At 63.3% G+C, this 24,966-nt stretch carries 24 protein-coding genes; 10 read left to right on the top strand and 14 right to left on the bottom strand.

Annotated features, from left to right (window positions below):
* The first annotated feature begins 19 nt into the window (after window positions 1–19).
* On the top strand, window positions 20–2,548 hold the full coding sequence (locus ACTS1Z_RS15995; protein WP_442625477.1) for a TonB-dependent receptor: 2,529 nt from the start codon (window positions 20–22) through the stop codon (window positions 2,546–2,548).
* Between the two features lie 37 nt (window positions 2,549–2,585).
* On the opposite strand, the gene ACTS1Z_RS15990 is transcribed toward ACTS1Z_RS15995, so the two are convergent.
* The 6 genes from ACTS1Z_RS15990 to ACTS1Z_RS15965 all read right to left on the bottom strand — a co-directional run bounded on the left by ACTS1Z_RS15990 (window position 2,586) and on the right by ACTS1Z_RS15965 (window position 7,596).
* Complete coding sequence (locus tag ACTS1Z_RS15990; RefSeq protein WP_442625476.1) at window positions 2,586–3,317, bottom strand: VIT1/CCC1 transporter family protein; 732 nt, start codon at window positions 3,315–3,317, stop codon at window positions 2,586–2,588.
* A 19-nt stretch (window positions 3,318–3,336) separates the two neighbouring features.
* Window positions 3,337–5,106, bottom strand: coding sequence for a SulP family inorganic anion transporter (locus ACTS1Z_RS15985; RefSeq protein ID WP_442625475.1), 1,770 nt, complete (start codon window positions 5,104–5,106; stop codon window positions 3,337–3,339).
* A gap of 19 nt (window positions 5,107–5,125) precedes the next feature.
* Window positions 5,126–5,554, bottom strand: a complete 429-nt coding sequence (locus ACTS1Z_RS15980) for a DUF6691 family protein (protein WP_442625512.1) — start codon at window positions 5,552–5,554, stop codon at window positions 5,126–5,128.
* A complete protein-coding gene (locus tag ACTS1Z_RS15975) occupies window positions 5,554–5,991 on the bottom strand; it encodes a YeeE/YedE family protein (RefSeq protein WP_442625474.1) in 438 nt (145 codons plus the stop codon). The genes ACTS1Z_RS15980 and ACTS1Z_RS15975 overlap by 1 nt, the downstream gene beginning before the upstream one ends.
* Before the next feature lie 2 nt (window positions 5,992–5,993).
* A complete protein-coding gene (locus tag ACTS1Z_RS15970) occupies window positions 5,994–6,881 on the bottom strand; it encodes an MBL fold metallo-hydrolase (RefSeq protein ID WP_442625511.1) in 888 nt (295 codons plus the stop codon).
* Between the two features lie 250 nt (window positions 6,882–7,131).
* On the bottom strand, window positions 7,132–7,596 hold the full coding sequence (locus ACTS1Z_RS15965; protein WP_442625473.1) for an Hsp20/alpha crystallin family protein: 465 nt from the start codon (window positions 7,594–7,596) through the stop codon (window positions 7,132–7,134).
* 210 nt (window positions 7,597–7,806) lie between these two features.
* Between ACTS1Z_RS15965 and ACTS1Z_RS15960 the strand changes: the two genes are divergently transcribed.
* From ACTS1Z_RS15960 to ACTS1Z_RS15950, 3 genes are all read left to right on the top strand, one after another.
* Complete coding sequence (locus tag ACTS1Z_RS15960; protein WP_442625472.1) at window positions 7,807–8,940, top strand: PAS domain-containing sensor histidine kinase; 1,134 nt, start codon at window positions 7,807–7,809, stop codon at window positions 8,938–8,940.
* Window positions 8,941–8,943: 3 nt separating this feature from the next.
* Complete coding sequence (locus tag ACTS1Z_RS15955) at window positions 8,944–9,555, top strand: response regulator transcription factor (RefSeq protein WP_442625471.1); 612 nt, start codon at window positions 8,944–8,946, stop codon at window positions 9,553–9,555.
* A gap of 120 nt (window positions 9,556–9,675) precedes the next feature.
* Window positions 9,676–10,320 (top strand): Crp/Fnr family transcriptional regulator, encoded by a 645-nt coding sequence (locus ACTS1Z_RS15950; RefSeq protein ID WP_442625470.1) that lies wholly within the window; start codon window positions 9,676–9,678, stop codon window positions 10,318–10,320.
* Here ACTS1Z_RS15950 and ACTS1Z_RS15945 read toward each other — a convergent pair.
* The gene (locus ACTS1Z_RS15945; protein ID WP_442625469.1) at window positions 10,317–11,372 is read right to left on the bottom strand and encodes an NAD(P)-dependent alcohol dehydrogenase; all 1,056 of its coding nucleotides are present in this window, start codon (window positions 11,370–11,372) and stop codon (window positions 10,317–10,319) included. The two genes, ACTS1Z_RS15950 and ACTS1Z_RS15945, sit on opposite strands and share 4 nt — an antisense overlap.
* A 192-nt stretch (window positions 11,373–11,564) precedes the next feature.
* Here ACTS1Z_RS15945 and ACTS1Z_RS15940 point away from each other — a divergent pair, with 192 nt between their 5' ends.
* Complete coding sequence (locus ACTS1Z_RS15940; protein ID WP_442625468.1) at window positions 11,565–12,251, top strand: DUF4136 domain-containing protein; 687 nt, start codon at window positions 11,565–11,567, stop codon at window positions 12,249–12,251.
* 42 nt (window positions 12,252–12,293) lie between these two features.
* Window positions 12,294–12,737, top strand: a complete 444-nt coding sequence (locus tag ACTS1Z_RS15935) for a DUF2267 domain-containing protein (protein WP_442625467.1) — start codon at window positions 12,294–12,296, stop codon at window positions 12,735–12,737.
* A gap of 232 nt (window positions 12,738–12,969) precedes the next feature.
* On the opposite strand, the gene ACTS1Z_RS15930 is transcribed toward ACTS1Z_RS15935, so the two are convergent.
* Window positions 12,970–13,869, bottom strand: coding sequence for a L,D-transpeptidase family protein (locus ACTS1Z_RS15930; RefSeq protein WP_442625466.1), 900 nt, complete (start codon window positions 13,867–13,869; stop codon window positions 12,970–12,972).
* A gap of 210 nt (window positions 13,870–14,079) precedes the next feature.
* Here ACTS1Z_RS15930 and ACTS1Z_RS15925 point away from each other — a divergent pair, with 210 nt between their 5' ends.
* Window positions 14,080–14,598, top strand: a complete 519-nt coding sequence (locus tag ACTS1Z_RS15925) for a murein L,D-transpeptidase catalytic domain family protein (protein WP_442625465.1) — start codon at window positions 14,080–14,082, stop codon at window positions 14,596–14,598.
* A 52-nt stretch (window positions 14,599–14,650) separates the two neighbouring features.
* Here ACTS1Z_RS15925 and ACTS1Z_RS15920 read toward each other — a convergent pair whose 3' ends face one another.
* Complete coding sequence (locus tag ACTS1Z_RS15920; protein WP_442625464.1) at window positions 14,651–15,661, bottom strand: sodium:calcium antiporter; 1,011 nt, start codon at window positions 15,659–15,661, stop codon at window positions 14,651–14,653.
* A 142-nt stretch (window positions 15,662–15,803) separates the two neighbouring features.
* Between ACTS1Z_RS15920 and ACTS1Z_RS15915 the strand changes: the two genes are divergently transcribed.
* The 3 genes from ACTS1Z_RS15915 to ACTS1Z_RS15905 all read left to right on the top strand — a co-directional run bounded on the left by ACTS1Z_RS15915 (window position 15,804) and on the right by ACTS1Z_RS15905 (window position 19,782).
* On the top strand, window positions 15,804–16,472 hold the full coding sequence (locus ACTS1Z_RS15915) for a phosphoribosyltransferase (RefSeq protein WP_442625463.1): 669 nt from the start codon (window positions 15,804–15,806) through the stop codon (window positions 16,470–16,472).
* Between the two features lie 4 nt (window positions 16,473–16,476).
* A complete protein-coding gene (gene ppsA / locus ACTS1Z_RS15910) occupies window positions 16,477–18,864 on the top strand; it encodes a phosphoenolpyruvate synthase (protein WP_442625462.1) in 2,388 nt (795 codons plus the stop codon).
* A 96-nt stretch (window positions 18,865–18,960) separates the two neighbouring features.
* Window positions 18,961–19,782 carry a universal stress protein gene (locus tag ACTS1Z_RS15905; RefSeq protein ID WP_442625461.1) on the top strand — a complete coding sequence of 274 codons (822 nt, stop codon included), beginning with the start codon at window positions 18,961–18,963 and terminating at the stop codon, window positions 19,780–19,782.
* Here ACTS1Z_RS15905 and ACTS1Z_RS15900 read toward each other — a convergent pair.
* The 5 genes from ACTS1Z_RS15900 to ACTS1Z_RS15880 form a co-directional block, all read right to left on the bottom strand.
* The gene (locus ACTS1Z_RS15900) at window positions 19,779–20,873 is read right to left on the bottom strand and encodes an acetate/propionate family kinase (protein ID WP_442625460.1); all 1,095 of its coding nucleotides are present in this window, start codon (window positions 20,871–20,873) and stop codon (window positions 19,779–19,781) included. The genes ACTS1Z_RS15905 and ACTS1Z_RS15900 overlap by 4 nt on opposite strands.
* Entirely contained in the window at window positions 20,870–21,784 is a 915-nt protein-coding gene (locus ACTS1Z_RS15895; RefSeq protein WP_442625459.1) for a bifunctional enoyl-CoA hydratase/phosphate acetyltransferase, read from the bottom strand. Before ACTS1Z_RS15895 ends, ACTS1Z_RS15900 begins: the two co-directional genes overlap by 4 nt.
* 100 nt (window positions 21,785–21,884) lie before the next feature.
* Entirely contained in the window at window positions 21,885–22,304 is a 420-nt protein-coding gene (locus ACTS1Z_RS15890; protein WP_442625458.1) for a CBS domain-containing protein, read from the bottom strand.
* A gap of 67 nt (window positions 22,305–22,371) precedes the next feature.
* Entirely contained in the window at window positions 22,372–23,574 is a 1,203-nt protein-coding gene (locus tag ACTS1Z_RS15885) for an efflux RND transporter periplasmic adaptor subunit (protein ID WP_442625457.1), read from the bottom strand.
* On the bottom strand, window positions 23,574–24,966 hold a 1,393-nt coding region (locus ACTS1Z_RS15880; RefSeq protein WP_442625456.1), incomplete at its 5' end, for an ABC transporter permease. The genes ACTS1Z_RS15885 and ACTS1Z_RS15880, both read right to left, overlap by 1 nt.

Here is a 24,966-nt window from a genome sequence, read left to right as displayed (position 1 = left end):
AGGATACAGGGAGACTATCATGTTCAACCGGATCGCACCGACGCTTCTCGCGGCCACGGCGGGGATGGCCATCGCAACCTCGGCCCAGGCGCAGACGACCGGCGCCGCCGGCGCGCAAACGGATTCCGGCAATGCACCCATCATCGTGACCGCGCGCCGCCAGGAAGAGACGCTTGCCGATGTTCCCGCATCGATCACGGTATTCACCGGCGATCAGCTCGAAACCCAGAATATCCGCCGCGCGGAAGATTTCATCGGCCTGACGCCGGGCGTCACGATCGTGACCAATACGGCCGAGGCCGGCGACAGCCAGATCAACATCCGCGGTATCAACGGCACGCGCGACGCGGAAAGCTCGGTCGCGCTCGTCGTCGACGGCATCCTGCGGACGAACACCGCCGCGCTCAACCAGGACCAGGGCACGCTTCGCCAGGTCGAAATACTCAAAGGCCCGCAGGGTGCGCTCTATGGCCGCAACGCCGCGGCCGGCGCGATCGTCATCACGACCGTGCGCCCGTCTGACGTGCTGGAAGGCAGCGTGCGGGGCAGCTATGGCAGCCAGAATACATGGGAGGCCAATGGCTATATCGCCGGGCCGCTGACCGACGGGATCGGCTTCGTTCTGTCCGGCGACTATCGCTCCACCGACGGCTTCTTCGAGAATATCTTCCTCAACAACCGCAATGTCGTCGACGATCAGGAAGTGTGGAACGTCAATGGCCGGCTATTGGCCGAACTCGGCCCCGATACCGAGCTCGACTTCAAGGTTCGCTATGGCGAGCTGCGGGGCGCGTCTATCAACTTCAACGCGGCGTTCCACCTGCCGAATTTCGCGGGCGCGAACCCGGCTTTTTTTGAGGATGTCGATGACCATGAGTTCCGCTATTACAGCAACATCCGGCCGACCAACTCGCAAGACACGCTCGAAGCGTCGATCAAGCTCGAGCATGATTTCGGCAATATGCAGCTTACGGCCTGGGCGCTCTATTCGAATATCGAGAACAGCCTGACCGCTGATGGGACGTCGGCCGATTTCGCGCGCTATATCTCCGCTGCGCTGTCGCCCGTGCCGATCAGCGCGACCTCCACGGCCGTCTCCAACGCCTGTTTCGCCAGCACGGCGGCGCTGACGGGATTCCCGGTGAACCAGCCCGGTTTCATCGGCCAGACACCGATACCGTTCATCTTCGCACCGGCCACGGGCTCGACCTTCGGGCCCTACTCGCCGACGACGTGCGACGGCACGCAGTATCAGATCCGGGATCAGGAGGATATCAGCGTCGAGATCCGGCTCTCGTCGAGCGACGGGCCGATCGACTGGCAGATCGGCGCATATTATCTTCATATCGACCGCCAGGTCGGCGTCAGCCTGGGTGCGGACCTCGGCCAGGGCATTATCGAGGAGCTCTTCAATCCGCCCGGTAGCGCCAATCCGACGTCGCAGCTCTTCCATGACGATTTCTCGACCGACGTGTTCGCCGCGTTCGGGTCGGTCGAAGCGGAGGTCACCAGCCGCCTGACGCTCGGCGCGGCGCTGCGCTACGATGTCGAGGAACGGAGCGTCGAGAATCTCGTACCCAATGTGCTCGATCCGATCACGGGCGGCCCGATCAACCCGGGCCAGATCTTCGGACCGATCCAGCCGCAGGACGCCAGTTTCGACCAGCTCCAGCCGCGGCTCAGCCTGAACTACGCGCTGACCGACGATATCAATTTCTACGCGACCTGGGGCATCGGCTTTAAGTCGGGCGGCTTCAACAACCAGGGTTCGGCCGCGATTGTCGACCAGAATTTCAACCAGTTCCTCGGCACGAACATCCTGATCCAGGACCAGTTCAACCGCGAGCGGTCGAGCGCGTTCGAAGTCGGTCTGCGCGGGTCGTCCGGCCCATGGACCTTCGATCTCGCCGGCTATTACACCGATATCGACGACATGCAGTTCTTCGAATTCTTCGTCGGGCCGTTCGGTCTGCTGCGCGTCGTTTCGAATATCGACGAGGTCGAGGTGATGGGCGTCGAGTTCAACACCAATGTCGAGATCGTACCCGGCTGGGACGTGTTCGGTTCGTTCAACTGGACGGATTCGGAAATCAAGGCGAACAGTTCCCGCCCGAATACGGTCGGCAATGAATCGCCCTATACGCCCGATTATACGATCAACCTCGGCACGCAGGTTGTCGCGCCGATCCATCGCGACTTCGATATCCTCGTACGTGCCGATTACCGGATCGTCGGGCCGACCTGGTTCCATACGGTGCAGGACCAGATCACGCCGACGCTCTTCTCCGGACTGCTGCCGGGCTCGGCGCTCGGGCTACCAAGCTTCGTCGGCGATGCGGACAACAGTGCGACACAGCGCAACAGCTATTCCGTGTTCAACTTCCGCGCCGGCTTCCAGAACGATCGCTGGCGGCTGATGTTCTTCGCCGAAAACCTGTTCGACGAACAATATCCGGCCGAAGTAATCCCGGCGATCGAGTTCGGCGGATCCTTCATCTCGCCCGGCCCACGCCGCATCATCGGCGTCGAAGCGGGCTTCAATTTCTGACCTAGAATCGCGTCGGAGATTGATGGCAGCGTGTGGGTCAGACGCTTACATTCCATATGGAGCGCAACAGCCAGCCCGTGCCGAAGGCCAGCGTTGCGGCCGCGCTACCGATCAAGAGCGTTTCTAGACCCGAACGCCACCAGGCGGACAGCGCCCAGCGGCTTTTCGCCGCGCCGATCGCGAAAAACACGATACCGGTCATGATGATCGACAATGTCAGCGGGGCGCTGTCGACAAGGAGGAATGGCGCCAGCGGAACGGCGCCGCAAATCGCAAATGCCGTGAAGGTCGCCAGTCCGGCGCGCAGCGGCGATGGATTGATGGGGGCCAGGCCATATTCCTCCGTCACCATGAAATCGATCCAGCGCTGCCGATCGGCGGTGATCGACTGGACCGCGTCTTCGAGCGTCGATCCCGATAGTCCTGTCTTGGCGAGGATTTGCCGGACCTCCTCGCGCTCGCCGTCGGGATCGTTCCGGATATGCCGGGCCTCGGTCTCCCGGATCCGCTCTGCATTGTCGATGACCGTCTTGGTCCCGCTATAATTGCTCGCGGCCATCGAAAAACCGTCGGCCAGCAGGTTTGCAAGGCCGAGAATCAGGATGATGTTCGAGGACAGCGCCGCGCCCACGACTCCGGCCACGATGGCGAAGGTCGTAATGGCGCCGTCGATCCCGCCATAGACAAAATCGCGGACATAGGAGGGCTGCGATCCCTTGGCGAGGCGCGCAGAAATCGCTGCCGGGTCATGGCTGTGTTCGAGCTTCATAACGCGTCCCCCGACATCGCTATATCAGGCCGCGCGGTCCGTTGGGATCCGTATCGGCCGACGGCACATCGGCGTCTCCGTTGCGGCGTGCCAGTTCGCGAAAAGCGCGGTCCTGCGACAGGAATATGTCGCCGGTCAGCATGTCGAGAAAATGCGAAGACTTGAGCCGGTCCATCACCGGGCCTTTCACCTCGGACAGATGGAATTCGACATCGGCATCGGCCAGGCGCCGGTTGATCGCCTCCAGGCTTTCGAGCGCGGAGGCGTCGATCTCGTTCACCGCCGAGCACATGAGCACGAAATGTTTGAGTTCGGGGCGATCGGCCACGTGACCCAGAACATAATCCTCGAGCCAGCGTGCGTTGAGATAGGTGAGGCTGCCGTCGACCCGGATCATCAAGACATGGGGCAGGGTGATCACCGTGTGCCTTTTGACGTTGCGGAAATGTTCGGTGTTGGGGACGCGGCCGATGATCGCCGCATGCGGCCTAGACGAACGCCACAGGAAGAGCGCGAGGCTGAGCGCAACTCCGGCGATTACGCCGGTCTCGACGCCCAATAGCAGGGTGCCGGCGATTGTGATCGCCATCGCCGAGAAATCGGCCTTCGAGTAGCGCCATGTCGTGACCGGCGTTTTGAAATCGACAAGGCTCAGCACCGCGACGATGATCGTCGCCGCGAGCGTCGCGACGGGCAGGGCCTGCAGCAAGGGCGTCAGCAGCAGCGCGGCGACCGCGATGCCGATTGCTGTGAATGCGCCGGCGGCCGGCGTTTCCGCCCCGGCATCGAAATTGACGACCGAACGCGCAAATCCGCCGGTGACCGGATAGCCGCCCGAAAAACCGGCCGCGATGTTCGCCGCCCCCAGGCCGACAAGCTCCTGATCGGGCGATATCCGCTGGCGGCGCTTGGCCGCCAGCGTCTGGGCGATCGAGACGGACTCGACGAACCCGATGATGCTGATCAGCAAAGCGGGTATCGCGAGCGCAAGCCAGAGATCGGGATCGAACAGAGGCGCACCGAGCGGCGGCAGGCCTGTCGGGATAATGCCGACGGTATCGACGCCACTGTCTTCCAGCTCGAACAGGACGACCGCTGCGATCGTTGCGATCACGGCAAAGACGGGTCCGGCCTTGGCGAGCAGATCGGCCGGGCGCTCCGCAAATCCGACGCGGACCAGCAGCGGTTTAAACCCCTGCCTGACCCAAAACAGAAAAAGCAGCGAGGCGATGCCGATCGCCACGGTCGGTCCGTTGATCTGGCCGATATTCGTCCAGAGACCGAAGAGCAGTTCCGGCATGGCGTGCCCGCTCGCCTCGATGCCGAGAATATGTTTGAGCTGGCTCGTCGCGATAATGATGCCGCTGGCGGTGATGAAGCCCGACACGACCGGGTGCGACAAGAGATTTGCCAGAAAACCCATGCGCATGAGCCCCATGGCGAGCAGGAACAGGCCCGATAGCGTCGCGAGGATCAGCGCAGCCGCGATATAATCAGCGGAGCCCGCAGCAGCGACGGTTCCGGCGGCGGCGCCGGTCATCAGCGAGACTACGGCGACCGGGCCTACGGCCAGCGTCCGGCTCGTCCCGAACAGCGCATAGGCGACGAGCGGCAATATGGATGCGTAGAGCCCCACGACCGGAGGCAAGCCGGCGAGCATCGCATAGGCCAGGCTTTGCGGGATCAGCATGACGGTGACGATGATCGCGGCGACCAGGTCGCTGGTCAGCGTGGTGCCGGTATAGTGCCGGCCCCAATCGAGGATCGGGAAGTAACGGTCCAATCGCATATTCAGGAACGGGCCGGCGTCAGGATGATGCTGCGGTCATGCGGTCGAGGCTTCGGTGCACCATCATCCCCGCGATCATCGCCACAACGAAAATGAATGCGGCCGACGGCCGGAGCGCCAAACCGGCAATCGCGGGGCCGGGGCACAGGCCGGCGATACCCCAGCCGACACCGAATAACAGCGATCCGCCAATGAGCTTGCCGTCGATCTTCACGGTCGAAGGAATGCTGAAATCCGTCGAGGCGAGCGGCGCGGCGAGCCGGCGCTGTATCCGCCAGGCTATGGCCATCGGCACGATCGCACCGGCCATGACGAAAGCGAGCGTCGGGTCCCAACGGCCGAGCAGGTCGAGAAAGTCCCGCACGCGCGTCGGGTCGGCCATCCCCGATATCGCCAGTCCGGCGCCGAACAGCGCGCCTGATGCCAGTGCCAGGATCGCGGTCCGGATCACCAGCCCAGTCCCGTGACATTCATTGCCGCGACGGTTGCGAAGCCCGCGCCCATGAAACACAGCGTTGCGACGATCGAGCGTTTCGATAAACGGGAGAGACCGCATACGCCGTGACCGCTGGTACAACCGCTGCCCAGGCGCGTACCGAAACCGACGACCAGCCCGCCGACAATCAAGATGAGCGACGATTCGGGGAAGCGGGTTTCGACCGGACCTGCAAGCAACGAAACGATGAGTGCGCCGAGCGGCAGGCCGGCGACAAACAGGCCGGCCAGCAGTATCGGCGGCCCGCTGTCCGCGATCCGCATCGTGCGCGCCAACAGTCCGCTAACCCCGGCGATCCGTCCCAGCGCCAGCAGCATGATCGCTGCGGCAAGGCCGATCATCAGGCCGCCGACAAATCCGTGCACCGGGATAGCATAGTCGGGGATCATCGTCAGACGGCGTCCAAGGGAATCTTGAGATAGCGCGTGCCGTTGTCCTCGGGTTCGGGCAGATGCCCGCCGCGCATATTGACCTGTATGGATGGCAGGATCAGCGTCGGCATCGCGAGCGTTTCGTCGCGCGCGGTGCGCATGGCGACGAACTCTTCCTCGGTTACGCCATTATGAACGTGGATGTTATGATCGCGCTGGTCCTGCACCGTCGTCTCCCAGACGAATTCGTCGCGGCCGGGTGCCTTGTAATCATGACACAGAAACAGGCGGGTTTCGGCGGGTAACGCCAGCAGCCGCCGGATCGAACGATAGAGCGTGTGCGCGTCGCCGCCCGGAAAGTCGGCGCGCGCCGTCCCATAATCGGGCATGAACAGCGTATCGCCGACAAAAGCCGCGTCGCCGAATATATAGGCGAGATCGGCTGGGGTGTGACCGGGCACATGCATTACGACACCGTCGATTTCACCCAAGGTGATGCGATCACCGTCGTCGAAGAGCCGATCGAACTGCGATCCGTCCCGGGCGAAATCGGGCCCCGCGTTGAACAGCGCGCCGAAGGTTTCCTGCACGGTCAAGATTTCCCGGCCGATGGCGATCGCTCCGCCCAGCCGCTTCTGCAGATATGGAGCCGCAGACAAGTGGTCGGCATGCGCATGGGTTTCGAGCAGCCATTTCACCTCCAGCCCCTGCTTTTCTACGTAGGCGATGATGGCGTCTGCCGAGGCGTGCGACGTGCGCCCCGACGGCGCATCATAGTCGAGAACGGAATCGATGATGGCGGCTTTCGCGCTGTTCGGATCGTGTATGACATAGCTGGCCGTGAAGGTCGGCTCATCGAAGAAACAGTGGACCGACGGGCGCGCTGCGCTGTTCTCCCGGCCTGCCATTATGATCGACCGGGCCTTGGCGGCGACCGTGTCGGTATCCTGTTTGCCGGTCATTATGCGATCGCTCCTATTGACGCGTGGACGATATTGATCCGCATCGTATCGATGTTTGATTGCCATCAAAACCCGGCGAAAAAGAGAAGGCGGCAGCCGTGAGCGCGTCCGGGTCGCGAGAGGAACGCGATCATCGCCTGCCGCCTCCTATGGAGCGCTGATCATGCAAAGGGCCATGACCGCGCTCCAATACGGGCTACTTTATGTCGACCTTTCGCGAGTCCGGCTCGGCGTCCGGGCTTTTCGGCAGCGTCACGGTGAGGACGCCGTCCGCGAATTGCGCATCCACCTGGTCCGGATCGACCGGTGCCGGAAGCCGCATCGCGCGCTGGAACGTGCCGAAGCGCCGCTCGATGAGCTGGTAGTCGTCATCCTTTTCCTCGCGCGCGCTTTTCTTTTCGGCCCTGAGGCTGAGACTGTCTTCGGTTACGCGCAGATCGACGTCGTCCTTGCCGACGCCCGGCAGTTCGGCGGTCATCTCGAACGCCGTCTCGGTTTCCCGGAAATCGATCTTCGGTTTAAGCGCCAGATCGTCCGATGCGATCGAAAAACCGCCGAAATCGTCGAACAGCCGATCAATCTGGTCCTGGAGTCTGCGAAAGGGGTGCAATTGGAAACCATGGCGGCCTCGCAATGCCGGAACGGGGGATACATCGTTCATGAAAAGCCTCCTGCATCTATAGACGGCACCGGCCCAGATGGAGACGCCCAACACGCGCTCCTTCTGCCGGCTCAAATATTTGTGTATCAAAGAGGCGGTGCGCTAATTGATCGGAGTCAATCGCTTGGCCTGTGAGTAGGCGAGACCGTGCAGTTCAGGACAATTGCGTCGGTTCGCTCGAGATAAGCTTTGAATCGGCTGGAGCTAGCTATGATTGCGCCCAAAGAACCGGAAACCGAGCTTGCACGGCGCGACTTGCTGCTCAATGCGCTCCTTTCGCTGTCGCCCGATATGATCGTTACGATCGACCGCCGGGGGATCATCCAGGCAATCGGTTCTGCCGCCACCGACATGTTCGGATATGGGGATGACGAATTGATCGGACAGAGCGTCAATATCATGATGCCGAGCTCGCATGCCGCCAAGCATGACAATTATATAGCACGCTACGTGGAAACCCACGAGCCGCATATCATCGGTGTCGGCCGCAAACTCCAGGCTCGACACAAGGATGGGTCGCTTTTCCCGGTATTTTTGCGTGTTGCGGAAGTTTGGGATGGGGGAGAGCCCTTATTCGTCGGCCTTTTGCATGACCTGACCGACGAGGAGCGGGCGAAAGCGCGGGAAGAAGAGATGCGCACGGCGATGCAGCATATGGCGCGCGTCGCCTCCATGGGAGAGCTCGCAACTGGCCTGGCGCACGAGATCAACCAGCCGCTGGCGGCTATCAACCAGTATCTGAGCGCTGCAACCCATCAACTTTCCGAGCAGGATCCCGATATCGCGTCGGCGCAGGATTTCATCGAGAAAGCCAACCGGCAGACCGAGCGCACAGGCGACATAATACGGTCGTTGCGGCGGTTCGTGCGTTTTGCCGGGGGAGACAAGACGAACTGCGCCCTCGAGCCGCTGATCAGCGAAGCGATCGATCTATCGCTGCTCGAAAGTGAGAAGCGGCGGATCACCATCGAGTTGGACATCCCGGATACGCTGCCCGAGGTTCGGGTCGAGCCCGTCCAGATTCAACAGGTGCTGCACAATCTGCTCCGAAACTCCGTCGAAGCTTTGAACGGTATCGAAGCGCCGTATATCCGGATTTTCGCGAAGCCGCACCGGGACACGCATGTCCAGGTGTGCGTCGAGGACAATGGTGCCGGCATCGATCCCAAGCTGCGCGACAGCCTGTTCGACCGGTTCGTGAGCGGCAACAGCAACGGGCTGGGCATCGGCCTTGCCATCTGCCGTTCGGTGGTAACGGCCCATGGCGGCACGATCTGGGCGGAAGACGGCGAAGCGGGCGGCGCCCGGCTCTGTTTTGCGGTTCCCGCGGCGACCGCGAGCTAAGGGATGGCCGCGATCATCCTCATCGATGACGATCCGGCGGTACTCGACTCGCTCGGCAGCCGGTTGGCGCTCGCTGGCCATGCGATCGAAACCTATGACGATGCCGAGCAGTTTCTGGCCGATGCCGATCTGGCGGATGCGGATTGCGTGATGCTCGATATCCGGATGCCCAAGAGCGACGGCATGCGCATATTGGAACAGCTTCAACGCCGGGATCCGAACCTGCCGGTCATCATGATGACCGGGCATGGCGATGTCGAACTGGCAGTGTCCGCGATCCGCAAGGGGGCGGTCGATTTTCTGGAAAAACCGTTTCGCGATTCCCGGCTTATTGATGCGATCGACAAGGCCGCTGCGCAGCGGGAGACCGAGCGCGCACAAACAGCCGAACAGACCGAGCTAACGGATCGGATGGATACTCTGACACCGCGTGAAATGGACGTGTTTCGCGAAATGGTGACAGGCCAGCCGAACAAGGTGATCGCGTACAATCTCGGCTGCAGCCCCCGTACCGTCGAGATTCATCGTGCCCGAGTCATGACGAAGATGGGGGCGAAAAACCTCGCCGAAATCGTCCGCATAGCCCTTCGGCTCGGCATCCAGAGCGGCGCATAGCGTATTGCCCTTACGCGCATGGGCGGCCGAGGCCCGCTTGTAGGTATAAATCACGACTCCCCGGTTACCCCAGAGAACCGCACATTGGTGTGGCTCGGCTCAGATATCGGGGAACACGCCATGGGACTGGAACTCGCGGAAAATGTCATTCCATTTCGTCCGGAGCCTGCCGATAGCAGGATATTGTCGACACATGTCCCATTTGGCCACGCGCTATTCTGGGAAGGCGAAGAGGCGCGGCAATTGTTCAAGATCGAAGCCGGCGTAGTCCGCGGTGTGAATTTCTCCGCGGAGGGAGAACGCCAGGTTACGGGCTTTTTCTTCGCTGGAGACGTCATCGGCCTGCCGTCTGGCGGACAGTATCGCTACACGGCGGAGGCGGTCACCGATGTTCGCTATTCGACGAAGGCCGTCGATTGCTGGACCGAAGAACTGCGCCGTACCGCGCATCCCGATGAAACCGTTTTCGGAGCGATCGGGCCCGAATTGGAGGCCAGCTACATGCGCAGCCTGTTGATCGGCCAGCAGGGAGCGCTGGCGCGCATATCCGCCTTTCTGGCCTATGTGTGCGGGCAGCTTGACGAGCGCGAAGACGCCATATTGCCGATGCCGCAAACCGACATTGCCGCCTATCTATCGCTAACGCCGGAAACCGTTTGCCGTGCGTTTCGGACGCTCAAGGAGACCGGCGCCGTACGGATCGAAAAGCATGACCGTATCCGCATCGTCGATCTTGCGCGGATAACGAGTCTCGCCACCCATTAGGGGGTAACGGCGATCTTGAGCACGCCGTCGCGCTGATGGGCGAACAGGTCGTAAGCCGCTTCGATATCTTCGAGCTTGTACCGGTGCGTAACCAGGGGCTTGAGATCGACCCGGCCCGAAGCGACAACCTCGATCAGCCGCCGCATCCTTTCCTTGCCGCCGGGGCACAGGGTCGTCACGATATGGTGATCGCCCAGCCCGGCCGCGAAAGCATCCACGGGCAGCGACAGTTTTCCCGAATATACACCCAGGCTCGATACGGTTCCGCCAGGCTTGGTCACACGCAGACAGCCCTCGAAGGTTTCTTGCGTACCCAGCGCTTCGATAGCGACATCGACGCCGCGCCCGTCGGTCAGTTCCATGATCCGCTCGATCGGATCTTCGGCCTTGAAGTCGATGACGATATCGGCGCCCATGGCCTTGGACATCGCGATACGCTCGGGAACGGTTTCCACCGTGATGATCCGCGTCGCGCCGGAAAGTTTGGCGCCGGCGGTCGCGCACAGACCGATCGGCCCCTGGGCGAAGACCGCCACGGTATCGCCGATCCGGATTCCGCCGCTTTCGGCGCCTGAGAATCCCGTCGACATGATGTCGGGGCACATCAGAACATGTTCGTCGCTCAGATGCTCGGGAACGCGCGTCAGGTTCGCTGCGGCGTCGGGAACGCGCAGATATTCGGCTTGCGCTCCGTCTATCGTGTTGCCGAACCGCCACCCCCCGATCGCTTCGCCCCGGCATTGGGCAAGATGTCCATCCAGGCAGGAAAAGCACTGGCCGCATGGTGTGATCGCGCCCGCGATGACCCGTTCTCCCTCCCGAAATCCGTTAACCGCCGAACCGAGCGCTGCGATGACCCCCACCGGTTCGTGTCCCACAGTAAGGCCGGGTTCGACCGGATATTCGCCTTTCAGAATATGGACATCCGTGCCGCAGATTGTCGTCGTGGATATTTTGACCAAGGCATCGGTCGGGCCGATGTCCGGCACCGGTTTATCGTCGATCACGATACGGTTCGGTTCGACGAATATGGCAGCCTTCATCATACTCATTACACTCATCCCCCCGCCGCTCATGCTTTGAACGGCCACACTTTCCAGTGAGCGCATTCTGCTGGACTTACCGCGCGCCGAAATTGCGTGAGATCAATTATTCGAAAGTTTTTGCTCGTACGCGAAAATCAGAGTCCGGCGGACTTGATCGAGCGCAATCCGGTGAGCGCGGATCACTGACATTATCCCCTCATGACGATCGCATCGAGACACACGCTGCTCAAGGTGTTGCTGCTCATATTGCTCGCTTTTGCGTTGCTCGGGTGCACGCCCGGTGTGTCGTGCGACGTGTATCGCCTGCACCGGCTGCCACCGCCTACGGGAGAGGCCGTGGCCGTTGTAGCCAGCGATCCCGACGTCCAGCGGAGTCTTGAATTCGAAAGCTATCGCAGCCTTTTCGAAGAGCAGCTGAGCCGTGCCGGCTATACACCGGTCACCGATCCCGGGGACGCGTCGCTGGTCGCCGAAATCGATTACAGTATCCGCGAGGGCCAGCCGCGTGTCATATCCTCGTGGCCGCGATGCTCCTATCGGTACTTCTATCGCCGTGGCGAGCCCTTTGGTCCGCAATGGTACGGGTATCGCTGCTGGGAACCGCCGGTTGTCTCGACCGTCGCGCAATATGTCCGCGAACTGCGGTTGGACATTCGCGCTGCGGCTGATCCGGACGGCCAACCGCTGTTCGAAGGCCGTACGATCAGCATCGGCCTCAACCGCCATTTGAACGAAATCATGCCCTATCTGGTGGCCGCGATTTTCGACAATTTCCCCGGAGAAAGCGGGCAGTGGAAGACGATCTTCATCGAGGAGGATGCCGTCGGCATGCCCGCTGAGACCGGGGCCGCGCGTACCCGAGGAACGTGTCCAGTCAATGCCTGAGAGAATTGCGTGGCCGGCTGGTGAGAGAAAAGGAGATCAGTGATGAGCGCTTTGGGACTGCGAATATTCGACAAGGCTATCAAGGACGCCAATATCTGGCTCGACGAGCTGATGGATATCCTCGACTGGGATGATAAGCAGCGTGCCTACAGGCTGCTGCGATCGGCACTGCATGTGCTGCGCGACCGGTTGCAGATCAACGAAGCCGTTCATTTCGCCGCCGAACTCCCGATCTTCATTCGCGGCATTTACTATGAGGGCTGGCAACCGGCCCGTCCGCGCTCGGACCATAAAAACGCGGATGAGTTCGTCGCGGCGGTCGAGGCGGCATTCGACACCGATCCGAACGCCGATCCCGAAGGGACGGTGCGCGCCGTATTCTCGGTTATCAGCGCGCACGTCTCGGCCGGCGAAATAGGCGATATCAAGAGCTGTCTGCCGGAAGGCATCCGTCGGCTCTGGCCGGTCGAGGAGGTCGCCCAATAAAATTCCGCCGGACTTGAGCGGGATCAATCGCACCGCCGGCCGAATCGCCATAATCGAAACCGCCTGATGACGAGTCGAAGGCTACCCCTTCTTCCAAGCGCGAGTTTGGCGGAATGATGCCGACAGACGAAGACTTATCAGGTGGGGGCCTGCGGGCGCCGGCTCGATATTCCCCAGCGGAACGAGATTCGGCCAAACCGCAGGCCCTTCCACTTTATGAGGCTCGCAACGGTCAGGACCGGCACTCCTGTTCGCCCTCTGCCGGATACCGATCGATCAGGCGCGTGGCCGACACGCTCCTGTCCCGGCCGTAAATATCCTCGAAATAGCGCATCTCTCCATCGCTGCCGGGTTCGGCCGTGAAATAGCCGATATAGAGCGGTATGGATTCCGGCAGGTCGATCTGCGTTGTCCTGCCGGACTCAACGACCTCGTCGGTACGCGCCCGGTTCCAGTCGGGTCGGGCAGCGAGCAGCTCCGTCGCGAAGCCCAGCGCATCGCCCACGCGGATGCAGCCATGGCTGAGTGCCCGGACGTCGCGTTCGAAAAGCGTCCGGTTCGAAGTATCGTGCAGGAACACGCTATAGGGATTGGGCATGACAAGCTTCATCAACCCAAGGGCGTTGCCAGGCCCCGGCCGCTGCCGGTAACGGCCGTTCTGATAGACATAGCCGCGTTGCCGTGCTGCCGCCGGCCTGTTGCGAACCATCGCCGCGATGCCTTCCGCCGCGATGCTCGCCGGTATCTCCCACCACGGGTTGAAGATCACGCCCGAAACTTCGGCCTGGAAAATCGGGGTGGGCGTGCGCGGTGTTCCTACGATAACCCGCCAGCGTCCCATTTCGCGCCGGCCTTCCCACAAGGTCAGTTCGAAAGCCGCCGCGTTGACGAGCAGATAGCGTTCGCCGAGCGCGGCTGGCATCCGCTCCCAGCGCCGCAGATTGGCGGCGAGCGTCGCGCGCCGGCCGGCGTCCGTTTCTTGCGCAAAGGCTTCACGCAACGCTTCGTGATAAGGGTGGTTCGCGAGCACCGGCGCCGTTTCTTCGGGCTCTACGGCACTATGGTCCTGCGCCCAGACGGGACTGGCCAGAGCTATCAACAGGCCGGCCAGTGCTGAAAATGTCTTTCTCATACGGCGGTGTCTCCGCGCTCAGTTCGATCGCACAAATACGGGCTTATACTTATAGGCGGCTGCGCGCCGGATACGGATATTCCCGGTTTCGCCATGATAGGGTGAGTATTTTCGATGGCCAGTTTTTCCCGCAGGCAGTTTATCGCGGCAAGTGGCGCGATGGCCGCAAGCATCCCGGCAGTCGCAATTGCTCCGCCACGGGGCACGCCCGTGAGGATACCGCCACCCGACGGTCTGATCGAACGCGCACGCGCAGCGATGGAGCGTCATCGGGATGCAATCGTCCATCGCGATGTGATCGGCATTGCCGATTTCAGCGAGCATTCGCGCGAACGGCGCTTTTCGATCGTCGATCTGGAAAGCGGAGACACGCAGCGTCTCCATGTCGCGCATGGCCGCGGGTCGGATCCCGCCCATAGCGGCTGGGTGCAGCGTTTTTCGAACGTTCCTGGGTCGAACGCGACCTCTTCGGGCGCGTATCTGACGTTGCACGCTTATTCGGGGAGCCATGGACCGTCGCGCCGGCTGGCCGGGCTCGATCCCGAAAACAGCAATGCCGAAGCGCGCGCGATCGTGATTCATTCGGCCTGGTATGCCAATCCTGAAGTCATCCGCGAACAGGGCAAGCTCGGCCGGAGTGAGGGGTGTTTCACCTTTTCGCAAGCCGATATCGCGCTGGTATTGAATCGGCTGGGGCCGGGCCGGCTGATCTACGCCGACAAGGTGTGAGCACGGCGTCCGGCCGCGCCCGAACCGTGTAGGCCAAACATAACGAGAGCGCCTAGCGCATCGTGAAAAAGATGAGATAGACGTTCAGTATATAGATCGAAAACAGCGCGATACTCGTCCAGCCCACCATTTTGAACAGGCGCGTCTTCGGGCGATAGAGCAGACCCGCAATCACGACCCCGCACATGATGACGGCTGCCATGGCAGTCACCGCGTGGATATTGGAGGCCGTGTTTAATAGCGGGCCTGCAGTATAGACGGCATCCTCGATTGCGAGGATGAGGATATTGAACAGGTTGCTGCCGAGCAGATTGGCGATGGCCATGTTCACCGAGCCCAACCTAAGCGCCGCGAGCGACACCGAAAGCTCCGGTAGCGACGTGGCCGCCGCAATAAAGATCGTACCCATGATGCTGCGATCGAGAAAAGTCTGGTCGGCGATCCTCGCGCCGACGACGGGAAGCCACAAGCCGCCGAGAATGATTGCAAACGCGGCAATCGCGAACATCGCCTGTGCCGTCTGCAACGATCGGCTCGGCGCTTTCGTGACTTCTTCGCCGGCGCGTTCGCGGATACGCGCCTCGTAATTGTGAATTGCGCGGGTCGCGACGATGTAAACGAGTGCGATGACAAGCGACGTCGCCCCGACATGGCCGATGGCGAGCGTCAGCCCGAGATCGCGTACCATCAGCGTAAGACCGGCAATGCCGATGAGCATCGTCCCGAAGCCCGCGGAGAGGATATGCGCCTGCCGCGCTTGGCGGTAGACCGACTCGCCACGAACTGCGAAATCCAGCACCACCAGCATGGCGAGGTTGAATACGCAGCTTCCGAAAACCGCGCCGACTGCGATGTCAGGTGCATCTGCAGCGCTGACCGATGAGATCCCGGCCGCGAGTTCGGGTAGCGACGTGACCGAAGCGAGCAGGATGAGTCCTATCCAATTGTCGGAGATATTCCGCCGCGCGGCTATGATTTCGGCGTTGCGGGTCAACCGCGGCGCCGCAAACAATATCAGCAGGGCGGCGGCCAGGAACTGGGTCCAGAGTAGCGCGAGGCTCACAGCGGCGGTCTCCCGATGATCGCCTGTGGCGGCGGAGGCTGCAAAACTAGTCTCCGGGAAATGTGCGTGGATTGATGCCGGTCAACATCCCTCTCCCCCGGCTGTCCGATACTATTCGCGAGGATGTGGTGAGAGGTGAGTCATGCGGTTTTGGAAGTACGCACATTTCAGCGATCGCAGTGACGCCGGCAAGCAGCTTGCGGTACGCCTGATCGGTATGCGGCCAAAGAAACCGATTGTAGTGGGATTGGTTCGCGGCGGGATTCCGGTCGCCAGCGAAGTATCCCGTTTGCTGGACGCGCCGCTTGTTCCCGCCATCATTGAATCGATCTCCGCGCCGGCGCAAACGGACCTGCCTTTGGGCGCGATCGTCCATGCCGATGCGCCTGAGATCGTGTGGCATGAGGACGTCGTGCATGCTTACTGCGCGAGCGAGGCCTGCCTCGAAGACGCTCTTCAAAAGGCCGAAACGAAACTCCAACGGCTCCGTACGCTTATCGGCGAGTGCACATTGCATTCGGTTGCGGGACGACACGTCATCCTGGTCGATGACGGGTCGGCGCCAGCCGCCGCCATGCGGGCCGTGCTGCAGGCCCTTCGCAAGCACCGGCCCAAGGATATCACACTGGCCGTTCCCATATGTGTCGACGACTCCCTTGGCGAAGTGGTGAGATTGGCCGACGAGTTCATCTGCCTTCATCGCACCGACGAAATCGAGATGGTCGATGAAGCCTATCGCGATTTCGACACCGTGAGCGATGCAGAATTGTGCGAAGCGATCCAGCAGGCATCCCGGGATCAGGTGGCGTGAGCCGGTGACTGCGGCGCTGGTTCGGGAATTTTCCGAGATCGGGCTGGCCGATATCGCCGAAGTCGGCGGCAAGAACGCGTCGCTGGGCGAGATGATCGGTGCACTGGGCGAAAAAGGGGTCTCCGTGCCCCAGGGGTTCGCCACGACCACGGAAGCCTACCGTCTGTTCGTCGACGGAAACGGATTGGCGCCGATGATCGCGGAAACGCTCGCAGAACTCGGATCGCCGAGCGGATCGAAGCTTGAAAAGTCGGCGCGGGCGATCCGCGAAGCGATTCTTGCCGCGCCGATGCCCGATCCGGTCGCCGCGGCGATCCGCGAGGCCTATGCCGGCCTCGAAGCGCAATATGGGCGGGATGTCGCGGTAGCCGTGCGCAGCAGCGCGACTGCCGAAGACCTGCCGCAAGCGTCCTTCGCCGGCCAGCATGATAGCTTTCTTAACATCAGCGGCGCGGACGACGTCGTCCGGGCGGTCCAGCGCTGTTTCGCGTCGCTCTACACCGCGCGCGCGATATCCTATCGCGCCGATCATGGCCTTGCCGATCTGAAGATTGCGCTTTCCGCGGGCGTCCAGAAGATGGTCCGCGCCGACCAGGCCTCTTCGGGCGTGGTCTTCACGCTCGATACCGAATCCGGCTTTCGCGATGTCGTGATGGTGACCGGCGTTTGGGGGCTGGGCGAGGCGATCGTTCAGGGACTTGCCGAGCCCGACGAATTTCACGTCCACAAACCAACTCTGCGGGCCGGATACCGTTATGTGCTGCGCCGGCGGATCGGCGCCAAGGAGTGCCGCATGGTCTATGCGCGGCGGGCCGGCGGTGACCGCACCGAACTGCGCCGCACCACGCACGCACAGCGCGAGCGCCCGTGCCTCAGCGATGCCGAGATTGTGGAGCTCGCCGAACAGGCGCTGACCGTAGAGGCGCATTACAGCGCGGCCATGGGCGCCGATACGCCAATGGATATCGAATGGGCGAAGGACGGCCCTGACGGCGAACTTTTCATCATCCAGGCGCGGCCCGAAACCGTCCATGCGCGCGCCGAGCAGCGTCTTCAGCAGTATCGGCTGACCGGCACGGGCCGAGTGATGGCCGAGGGGCAGGCGGTCGGCAATGCGGTGGCCTGCGGTATCGTGCGGCCTGTCGCGTCGACGGCGGATCTGGAGAAGGTCGGCGACGGGGATGTGCTGGTCTCCAAAGCGACCTCGCCCGACTGGGAACCGGTGCTCAAACGCGCTGCCGCCATCGTTACCGAGAGCGGCGGGAGGACCTGCCATGCCGCGATCGTGGCGCGGGAACTGGGCGTACCGGCGGTCGTCGGCGTGACCGATGCGCTGGACCGCCTGAAGGACGGCGACCGGGTCACCATTTCTTGCGCCGAGGGGCGAACTGGACGCATCTATCGGGGCGCGGTGCCGTTCGAGGTCGACGAGGTGGACCTTAAGGAACTCCCCAAGCCGTTGGTCAAACTCATGGTCAATGTCGGCAACCCCGATATCGCCTTCCAGTCGGCCCGCCTGCCCGTCGACGGCGTCGGCCTGGCGCGCAGCGAGTTCATCATGGCGGAGGCGGTTCGCGTGCATCCGATGGCGCTGATCCGGCCGGAACGGACCACTGGGAAACGGACGCGCCAGCGCATCGACAAGCTCGTCGCGCCTTATGGCGATGGCGCGGATTACTTCATCGCCAAATTCGCCGAGGGTGTCGGGACGATCGCGGCGGCCTTCTATCCCCGGCCGGTCATCGTGCGGACGTCCGATTTCAAGAGCAACGAATATGCGGCGCTGCTCGGCGGCAAGGATTTCGAACCCGCCGAGGAAAATCCGATGATCGGCTTTCGCGGCGCGGCGCGCTATGCGCACCCGGCCTATCAGGAAGCCTTTGCGCTCGAATGCCGGGCGCTGCGCCATGTACGCGAAACGATGGGGCTCACCAACCTGATCGTGATGATTCCCTTTTGTCGGCGTCTCGAAGAAGCGCGGCAGGTGCTCGAGATCATGGCCGGTCACGGCCTGAAGCGAGGCGAGAACGGCCTGCAAATCTACATGATGACCGAAATCCCGAGCAATGTGATCTTGGTCGACGATTTCGCCCGGCATTTCGACGGCTTTTCGATCGGATCGAACGACCTGACCCAGTTGACGCTCGGCATCGATCGCGATTCCGACCTTTTGGCGGAGGGTTTCGACGAACGCGATCCGGCCGTCGAAAAACTGATAATGATGGCGATCGAGGGTGCGCACCAGCATGGTCGGAGCTGTGGTATCTGCGGGCAGCGGCCCTCCGACGACCCGGCATTCGCCGCCTGGCTCGTCGAACAGGGTATCGACAGCATCAGCGTAACGCCGGACAGCGTGCTCGCCGTGCTGCGTCAGTTTGAAGACCGGAACTAGGTGCGAAAGCGCATCCGCTGTTCGCATTGATCCGCGTCAACGCGGCGGAAGAGCGATGACGATAGGGCGAAGCACGGTCTCACCACGGAGGCAAAGATGAAAACGATCCTCTTGTATGTCGATAGCGACGCCGGGATGGACAGCCGGCTCGATGCGGCGCTGACGGTCGTGCGGCTGCTGGACGGCCACCTGACCTGTTCCCAGCCGTCCACCGTCGCGAACCTCGTCTCCGATCGCTATCCGGTGGCGAGCTGGGGTGATGGTGGGGTCGTCGGCGATATCGTCCATGCGGCCGCGCAACAGGCCGACGCCTTGCAGGACCGGATCGAAGCGCGGCTGCGGGATGCGGACATATCCTGGTCGTGGCGGCGCAGCGCGCTCGGCGCGGTCCAGGCGCTGGTCGAGGAATCGGTGCTCGCCGACCTGATCGTGCTGAGCGCGCCGGACGAAGACCATCATCCCGAAATCGCGCGCGCCTTTGTCGGCGAAGTCGCTCTTTCGGCCGGCGCGCCCGTGCTGACGGTGCCGTCCGGTTTCGAGAATTTCGATCCGACCGGGCCGGTTATGGTCGCCTGGGACGGATCGATGGAAGCCACCCGGACAATCCGGGGCGCCGTGGCGTTGCTCAAATGCGCCGTTTCCGTGCACCTGGTGAGCGTCGGAAAATCAATGCGGCGGGGCTTCGACGCAGCCGAATCGAAAGCCTATTTCGACCTGCTGGGGCTCGATGTCGAGGTTACGGAAGTCGAGAAGCAGGGGCGCACGACGGACAGCTTGCTGGCGCAGGCAGAGGCGATTGGCGCCGCCTATATCGTGATGGGTGCTTATGGCCATTCGCGGCTGCGCGAGGCGGTGTTCGGCGGCGTGACGCGCGCGATGCTCGGCCAGGATCGCTTCCCGCTAATGATGCATCACTAGAGCAGGCGCGCCGTTGCTTCGGCGATAACGCCTTCCTCGTCCGTCGCAATCGCCAGCGGCGATGGAATATCGAGCCAAGCGAGGCGGGCGGCGACGGCCTCACGGATTTCGGCAGCGTTTTCCCCGATCCCGCCGGTGAAGACCAGCGCGTCGAGTCCGTCCAGAGATACAGCGAGCGAACCCACGGCGCGCGCGCAGCGATCGACGAAATAGTCGACCGTGAACCGCGCCTCGGGCGCGTCGCTCGCGAGTAGGTCGCGCATATCACCGCTGATGCCGGACAGGCCGAGCAGGCCGGATTCGCTGTAGAGCAGGCGATGGACGGCCTCGACGTCCATGCCGCGCTCGGACAGGAGATGGAGCACGAGCCCCGGATCGATGCTGCCGGAGCGGGTGCCCATCGGCAGGCCTTCGAGCGCGGTAAAGCCCATCGTCGTCGCGACGCTGCGCCCGTCGCGCAGTGCCGCCATCGAGCAGCCATGGCCAAGATGCGCGACGACCACCCGGCGCGCGTCCGGTCCGAGCAGCGCCGGCAGACGCGGCGCGATCGACGCGTAGGATAGGCCGTGAAATCCGTAGGCGATCATGCCCTGCTCGGCATAGTCGCGGGGCAGGGCGTAGCGCTCGGCTATTTCGGATTGCGTGCGGTGAAAGGCGGTATCGAAGGCGGCGATCTGCGGAATGTCCGGATAGGCGGCGGCGATCGCCCCGATCCCGGCAAGGTTGTGCGGCTGATGCTGCGGCGCCAGCGGCGTCAGCGCCTCCAGCTCCGCGATCACGGCGCCGTCGATGCGAACCGGCGCGTCGAACCGGGCGCCGCCATGGACGACCCGGTGCCCGGCGCCGACGATCCGGACATCGGCGGGCGCCAGATCGTCCAAGGCGTCGAGCAGCTGCCCGATCAGCGCCGCGTGCCCGTCTCCGGGTTGGCCGAAAGGTCGGGATGTATCGCCGATTGCGAGGCTGGGATCGTCGCCGATCCGTTCGATCTGCCCCGCGAATAACGACGGTTCGCTCGGCGCCGCCGAATCGTACAGCGCGAATTTGACGCTCGAGGAACCCGCGTTGAGGACGAGGATGACGTCGGTCAAAGCCGCGCCCGCTCCGCGACCAGCTTGGCGAGTGCCGCCGATATTTTCCGCTCCTCGACGCCGTCGGCGCGGCTCGTCAGGATGATCGGCACCTGCGCGCCGAGCGCGATGCCGAACGCGTCCGCGCCGCCCAGATAGTCGAGCTGCTTGGCGAGCATGTTGCCCGCGACGAGATCGGGCACGACGAGAATGTCGGCCGCGCCCGCCACTCCGGACGTCAGCTTCTTCGCTGCCACCGCGTCCGGCGACACGGCGATATCGAAGGCGAGCGGCCCGTCGAGCAGGCCGCCTGCGATCTGCTCCCGGTCCGCCATCTTGCACAGCGCGGCGGCGTCGATGGTCGAGGGCAGCCGCGGATTGACCTCCTCGGTCGCCGAGAGGATCGCGACCTTCGGCACGTCGATCCCGATCGCCCGCGCCATGTCGATCGCATTCTGGACGATGTCGCGCTTGGCGAGCAGGTCCGGCATCACGTTGATCGCCGCATCGGTGATCAGCAGCGGCTTGGCATAGGCGGGCGTCCGCATGACGAAGATATGGCTGATCCGGCGCTCGGTGCGGATGCCGGTGTCGCGCGCGATGACCTCGGCCAGCATTTCGTCGGTGTGCAGCGCGCCCTTCATCAGCGCGGCGGCCTCGCCCTGATGGACGAGCGCGACCGCGCGCGCCGCCGCGGCATGGCTGTGCGGTACATCGACGATCCGGTGGGTGCCGAGATCGAGTTCGACCGCCTCGATCTTGCCGCGCGGACCAACCAGTATCGGCGCGATCAACCCCGCTTCGGCCGCGGCGAGCGCACCGCCCAGCGAGCGATGGTCGACGGGATGGACGACCGCGGTAGGTACCGGATCGCTCTGGGCTGCGCGATCCATCAGCGCAGCGAAGAAATCGCCCGTTTCGCCTGCATCCATCCCATCTCTCCGGACCCGTGCGGTTTCCTCGCGTTGCACGCGCACTAAATCACACGCCGGTCGCAGATGGAAGATTGCCAGCTATGTTCGGCCGCCCCGATCAAGGGTGATGCGCCGATACCGCCTTCAGCATCTCGCTTGACAGCGATGCGGGCGCCCGCGCCGCGACATCGCCCATGCTCAGCATGCCGACCATCCGCTTGTTGTGATCGATCACCGGCAAGCGGCGAATCTCGTTATTCTCCATGATGCGCACCGCGTCCTCGACCTCCTCGTCCGCCGTGCAATAGAAGATCTCGTCCGTCATCACGTCGCCGGCGGTCAGCTGGAGCGGGTCCTTGCCGTCGGCAAGCGCGCGGATCGCGATATCCCGGTCGGTGACCATTCCGACAAGCCTGTCATCCTCGCCGACCGGAATCGACCCCACATCTTCGTCGCGCATCGTTACTGCGACTTTGGACAGCAGCGTGTCCGGTTCTACCCAGGCCACGCCGTCATGCATTACATCCTTTACCTTCATCGTTCATCTCCCAGCCCCGCGCGGCGACGATGGTGGCCGAAAATCGGGTTCGCGCGGTTGATGCCCGTCAATTGCGGCGCGTAACCCGGCGTCCATCGGCGACGCGGTTGCCGGGATTGACGATCACCTCGTCGCCCTCTTCGAGACCGCCCAGGATCTCGGCATGCTCGTCGTTGATCTGGCCGATCTCGACCGGCCTTTCGACCGCGCGGCCGCCAGAGACGAGATAGACGTGCCAGTCGGCCCCGCTGCGGAAGATCGCGCCGATCGGGACGCGCAGCGCATCCTCGCGGCTCCATACGGTGATCGTCGCATCGACCTGATAGCCGTGGCCAAGCCGCGCGAAGTTCTCCAGCGGTTCGTCGAAATCGATGATGACGTTGACCCGTTGTTCCTCGATGCCGAGCGCCGAGATCTTGAGCTCGCCGAACGGCTCGATCCGGCGGATCCGCCCGGCCAGCACCTCATCGCCACCCCAGCGGGTGATCGCGACGGGTGCGCCGGGACGCACGCGCACCGCCTCGCGCGACAGCAGGTCGACGACGATTTCGATCTGTTCGGGATCGCCGATCTCCACGAGCGGCGTGCCCTCGGCGACGACGCCCTCGCTCTCGTGCAACACGCGCAGCATCGTCCCGCTTATCGGCGAGCGCACGGCGACCGGGCCTTCGCCCGACGGCGTACCGGCCGCCGGTTCGTTGAGCGAGGCGCGGATGCGGCTGACTTCCGAACGGCTCTGCTCGACATTCGCCCGGGCGGCCGCAAGCGCCGCGCGGCGGGAATCGGCCTCGGTGCGCGCCGCGTCGAGCCGCGATTGCGGCAGGAATCCGCGCTCGGCCAGGGCTTCGGCCCGCGCCAGCTCGCGCCGGGCAAGGTCGAGCGCGGCGATCGCGCTTTGGACCTGCGCCCGGGCGCTGCGTTCGGCGGCTCGGGCAGCAGCCAGCGCATTCTGAAGTTCGCGACGCGAACGAGTGTCGAGCGGGGTCGAGGGCCGGCCGGCCATGCGCGCGATGACCGTGTCGCGCGCGACGACCGGATCGCCCGGTTCGATCTCGATCCGCGTCACATAGCCGCTGACCGGCGCCGAGACGATGTAGGAATCGTGGACCCGCGTCACCCCGTCATCGGTGATCCCGACGGTCATCGCGCCGCGTGTCACGTCGCCGGTATCGACCGGCACGGCTTCGGGCCAGAAGGCGTAGCCCAGGCCGAGGACGAACAGGGCGGCGATCAGGATCGCCCACCGCCAGCGTTTGAGTGTGTCGAGCATCAGTCTCGCGCCTTCAATACACGTACCATATCCAGTCTGGCCACCCGCCGGGCGACTATCAGCGCGGTCAGCGCGGCGGCAATGAGAACCACGATTACCGAGAAGCCGTAGGTTGCCCGCGCGGGCGCAAAGGGCAGCCGGAACAGGTCCGAGCTGAACGCCGAAGCGAGACTCTGGCCCAACCAATAGCCGGTCAGGCAGCCAACCGGTATGGCCAGCGCGACGAGCAGCGCGATCTGGCCAAGCAGGATCAGCGCGACCTCCTGCTTGTGATAGCCGAGCACCCTCAGCGTCGCGAGTTCGCGCGCGCGTTCGGAGAAGATGATCCGCGCGCTGTTGTAGACGACGCCGATCACGATCGCCGAGGCGAAGGCGATATAGAAACTGATCATGGTGAGCGTGTTGCGGTCGACCACTTCGCGGAACTTGTCGAGCGTCGCGCGCCGTTCGGTCACGCCGAGCACGACCGGCATCTCGCGCAATTCGTCGAGAATGTCGGCGCGCGCCGCCGGGTCGATCCGCAACAGCGCCGAACCGACCGGCGAATCGTCGCGCATCAGGCGCTCCAGCGTCGCGCTGTCGGCATAGGCGCGCGCGCCGATATATTCGTCGATCGTCGTCACTACCGGAATCTGCGTCCGTATCCGGCGCCCTTCGAGTATCTCGACCTCGATCCGGTCGCCGGCGCGCACGTCGAGTTTCGCCGCAAGCTGTCCGCTGAGCATCAGCCCGGCGGGCGGCAGCGGGACCGCGCGCCCCGCCCCGTCGATCCGGGCCCACAGCCTGGTGTCGCTCCGCGTCGCTTCGATCGCCACGCGTTCCGAGCGATGGCCGTTGCGCAGTCGCGCCGCCGCCGCCCGCGTGGCCTCGACCCGCAGCACACCAGGGATGCCGGCCAGATTGTGAAGCACCTCCTCGTTGCCGGGTTCGATCAGCGACACTGTCAGGTCCTGATGTTGCGACCGGAAGAAATTCGCCTCGAGGATTTCGTCCGTTCCGTCGATGAACTGCATCGTGCTGAACAGCAGGCCGAGCGACAGGGCGACGCCGAATACCGTGATGCCCGACCGCACCGGCCAGCGTCCGATATGACGGACGATCATATGGCCTATGCTCGTGAAACCGGCTTTCCGGCCGACACGTTCGAGGAAGCCCGTCTTGTAGATCGGCGGCTGGGGCGGGGCCATGGCGATCGCCGGGGTCAGGCCGATCGCGGTCCTGACGCCGCCCAGCGCGCCGAGAACGGCCGATCCCGCGGCGAATAGCGCGGCGATCGCGAAGGTGCTCGTCGAGATCCGGTAATATAGGAAGGGGAAGCGGTAATAGTCGGCGTAAATCGCGGTCATGCCGCGCCCCATCCAGGCGCCCGCCGCCCAGCCGAGCAGGATGCCG

This window comes from Parasphingopyxis sp. (assembly GCF_052168295.1).
In the GTDB taxonomy this organism is placed as follows: domain Bacteria; phylum Pseudomonadota; class Alphaproteobacteria; order Sphingomonadales; family Sphingomonadaceae; genus Parasphingopyxis.
The sequence above is the reverse complement of the archived record's forward strand: the minus strand, read 5'-3'. Positions and strand labels throughout refer to the sequence as shown.

Bases quoted from the DNA above. Each gene is read 5' to 3' on its own strand.
- ACTS1Z_RS15995 (WP_442625477.1), top strand. From the start codon at position 20: ATGTTCAACCGGATCGCACCGACGCTTCTCGCGGCCACGGCGGGGATG.
- ACTS1Z_RS15990 (WP_442625476.1), bottom strand. From the start codon at position 3,317: ATGAAGCTCGAACACAGCCATGACCCGGCAGCGATTTCTGCGCGCCTC.
- ACTS1Z_RS15970 (WP_442625511.1), bottom strand. From the start codon at position 6,881: ATGGCAGGCCGGGAGAACAGCGCAGCGCGCCCGTCGGTCCACTGTTTC.
- ACTS1Z_RS15905 (WP_442625461.1), top strand. From the start codon at position 18,961: ATGAAAACGATCCTCTTGTATGTCGATAGCGACGCCGGGATGGACAGC.
- ACTS1Z_RS15955 (WP_442625471.1), top strand. From the start codon at position 8,944: ATGGCCGCGATCATCCTCATCGATGACGATCCGGCGGTACTCGACTCG.
- ACTS1Z_RS15890 (WP_442625458.1), bottom strand. From the start codon at position 22,304: ATGAAGGTAAAGGATGTAATGCATGACGGCGTGGCCTGGGTAGAACCG.
- ACTS1Z_RS15885 (WP_442625457.1), bottom strand. From the start codon at position 23,574: ATGCTCGACACACTCAAACGCTGGCGGTGGGCGATCCTGATCGCCGCC.
- ACTS1Z_RS15975 (WP_442625474.1), bottom strand. From the start codon at position 5,991: ATGATCCCCGACTATGCTATCCCGGTGCACGGATTTGTCGGCGGCCTG.
- ACTS1Z_RS15985 (WP_442625475.1), bottom strand. From the start codon at position 5,106: ATGCGATTGGACCGTTACTTCCCGATCCTCGATTGGGGCCGGCACTAT.
- ACTS1Z_RS15930 (WP_442625466.1), bottom strand. From the start codon at position 13,869: ATGAGAAAGACATTTTCAGCACTGGCCGGCCTGTTGATAGCTCTGGCC.
- ACTS1Z_RS15945 (WP_442625469.1), bottom strand. From the start codon at position 11,372: ATGAGTATGATGAAGGCTGCCATATTCGTCGAACCGAACCGTATCGTG.
- ACTS1Z_RS15935 (WP_442625467.1), top strand. From the start codon at position 12,294: ATGAGCGCTTTGGGACTGCGAATATTCGACAAGGCTATCAAGGACGCC.
- ACTS1Z_RS15960 (WP_442625472.1), top strand. From the start codon at position 7,807: ATGATTGCGCCCAAAGAACCGGAAACCGAGCTTGCACGGCGCGACTTG.
- ACTS1Z_RS15940 (WP_442625468.1), top strand. From the start codon at position 11,565: ATGACGATCGCATCGAGACACACGCTGCTCAAGGTGTTGCTGCTCATA.
- ACTS1Z_RS15950 (WP_442625470.1), top strand. From the start codon at position 9,676: ATGGGACTGGAACTCGCGGAAAATGTCATTCCATTTCGTCCGGAGCCT.
- ACTS1Z_RS15965 (WP_442625473.1), bottom strand. From the start codon at position 7,596: ATGAACGATGTATCCCCCGTTCCGGCATTGCGAGGCCGCCATGGTTTC.
- ACTS1Z_RS15915 (WP_442625463.1), top strand. From the start codon at position 15,804: ATGCGGTTTTGGAAGTACGCACATTTCAGCGATCGCAGTGACGCCGGC.
- ACTS1Z_RS15895 (WP_442625459.1), bottom strand. From the start codon at position 21,784: ATGGATGCAGGCGAAACGGGCGATTTCTTCGCTGCGCTGATGGATCGC.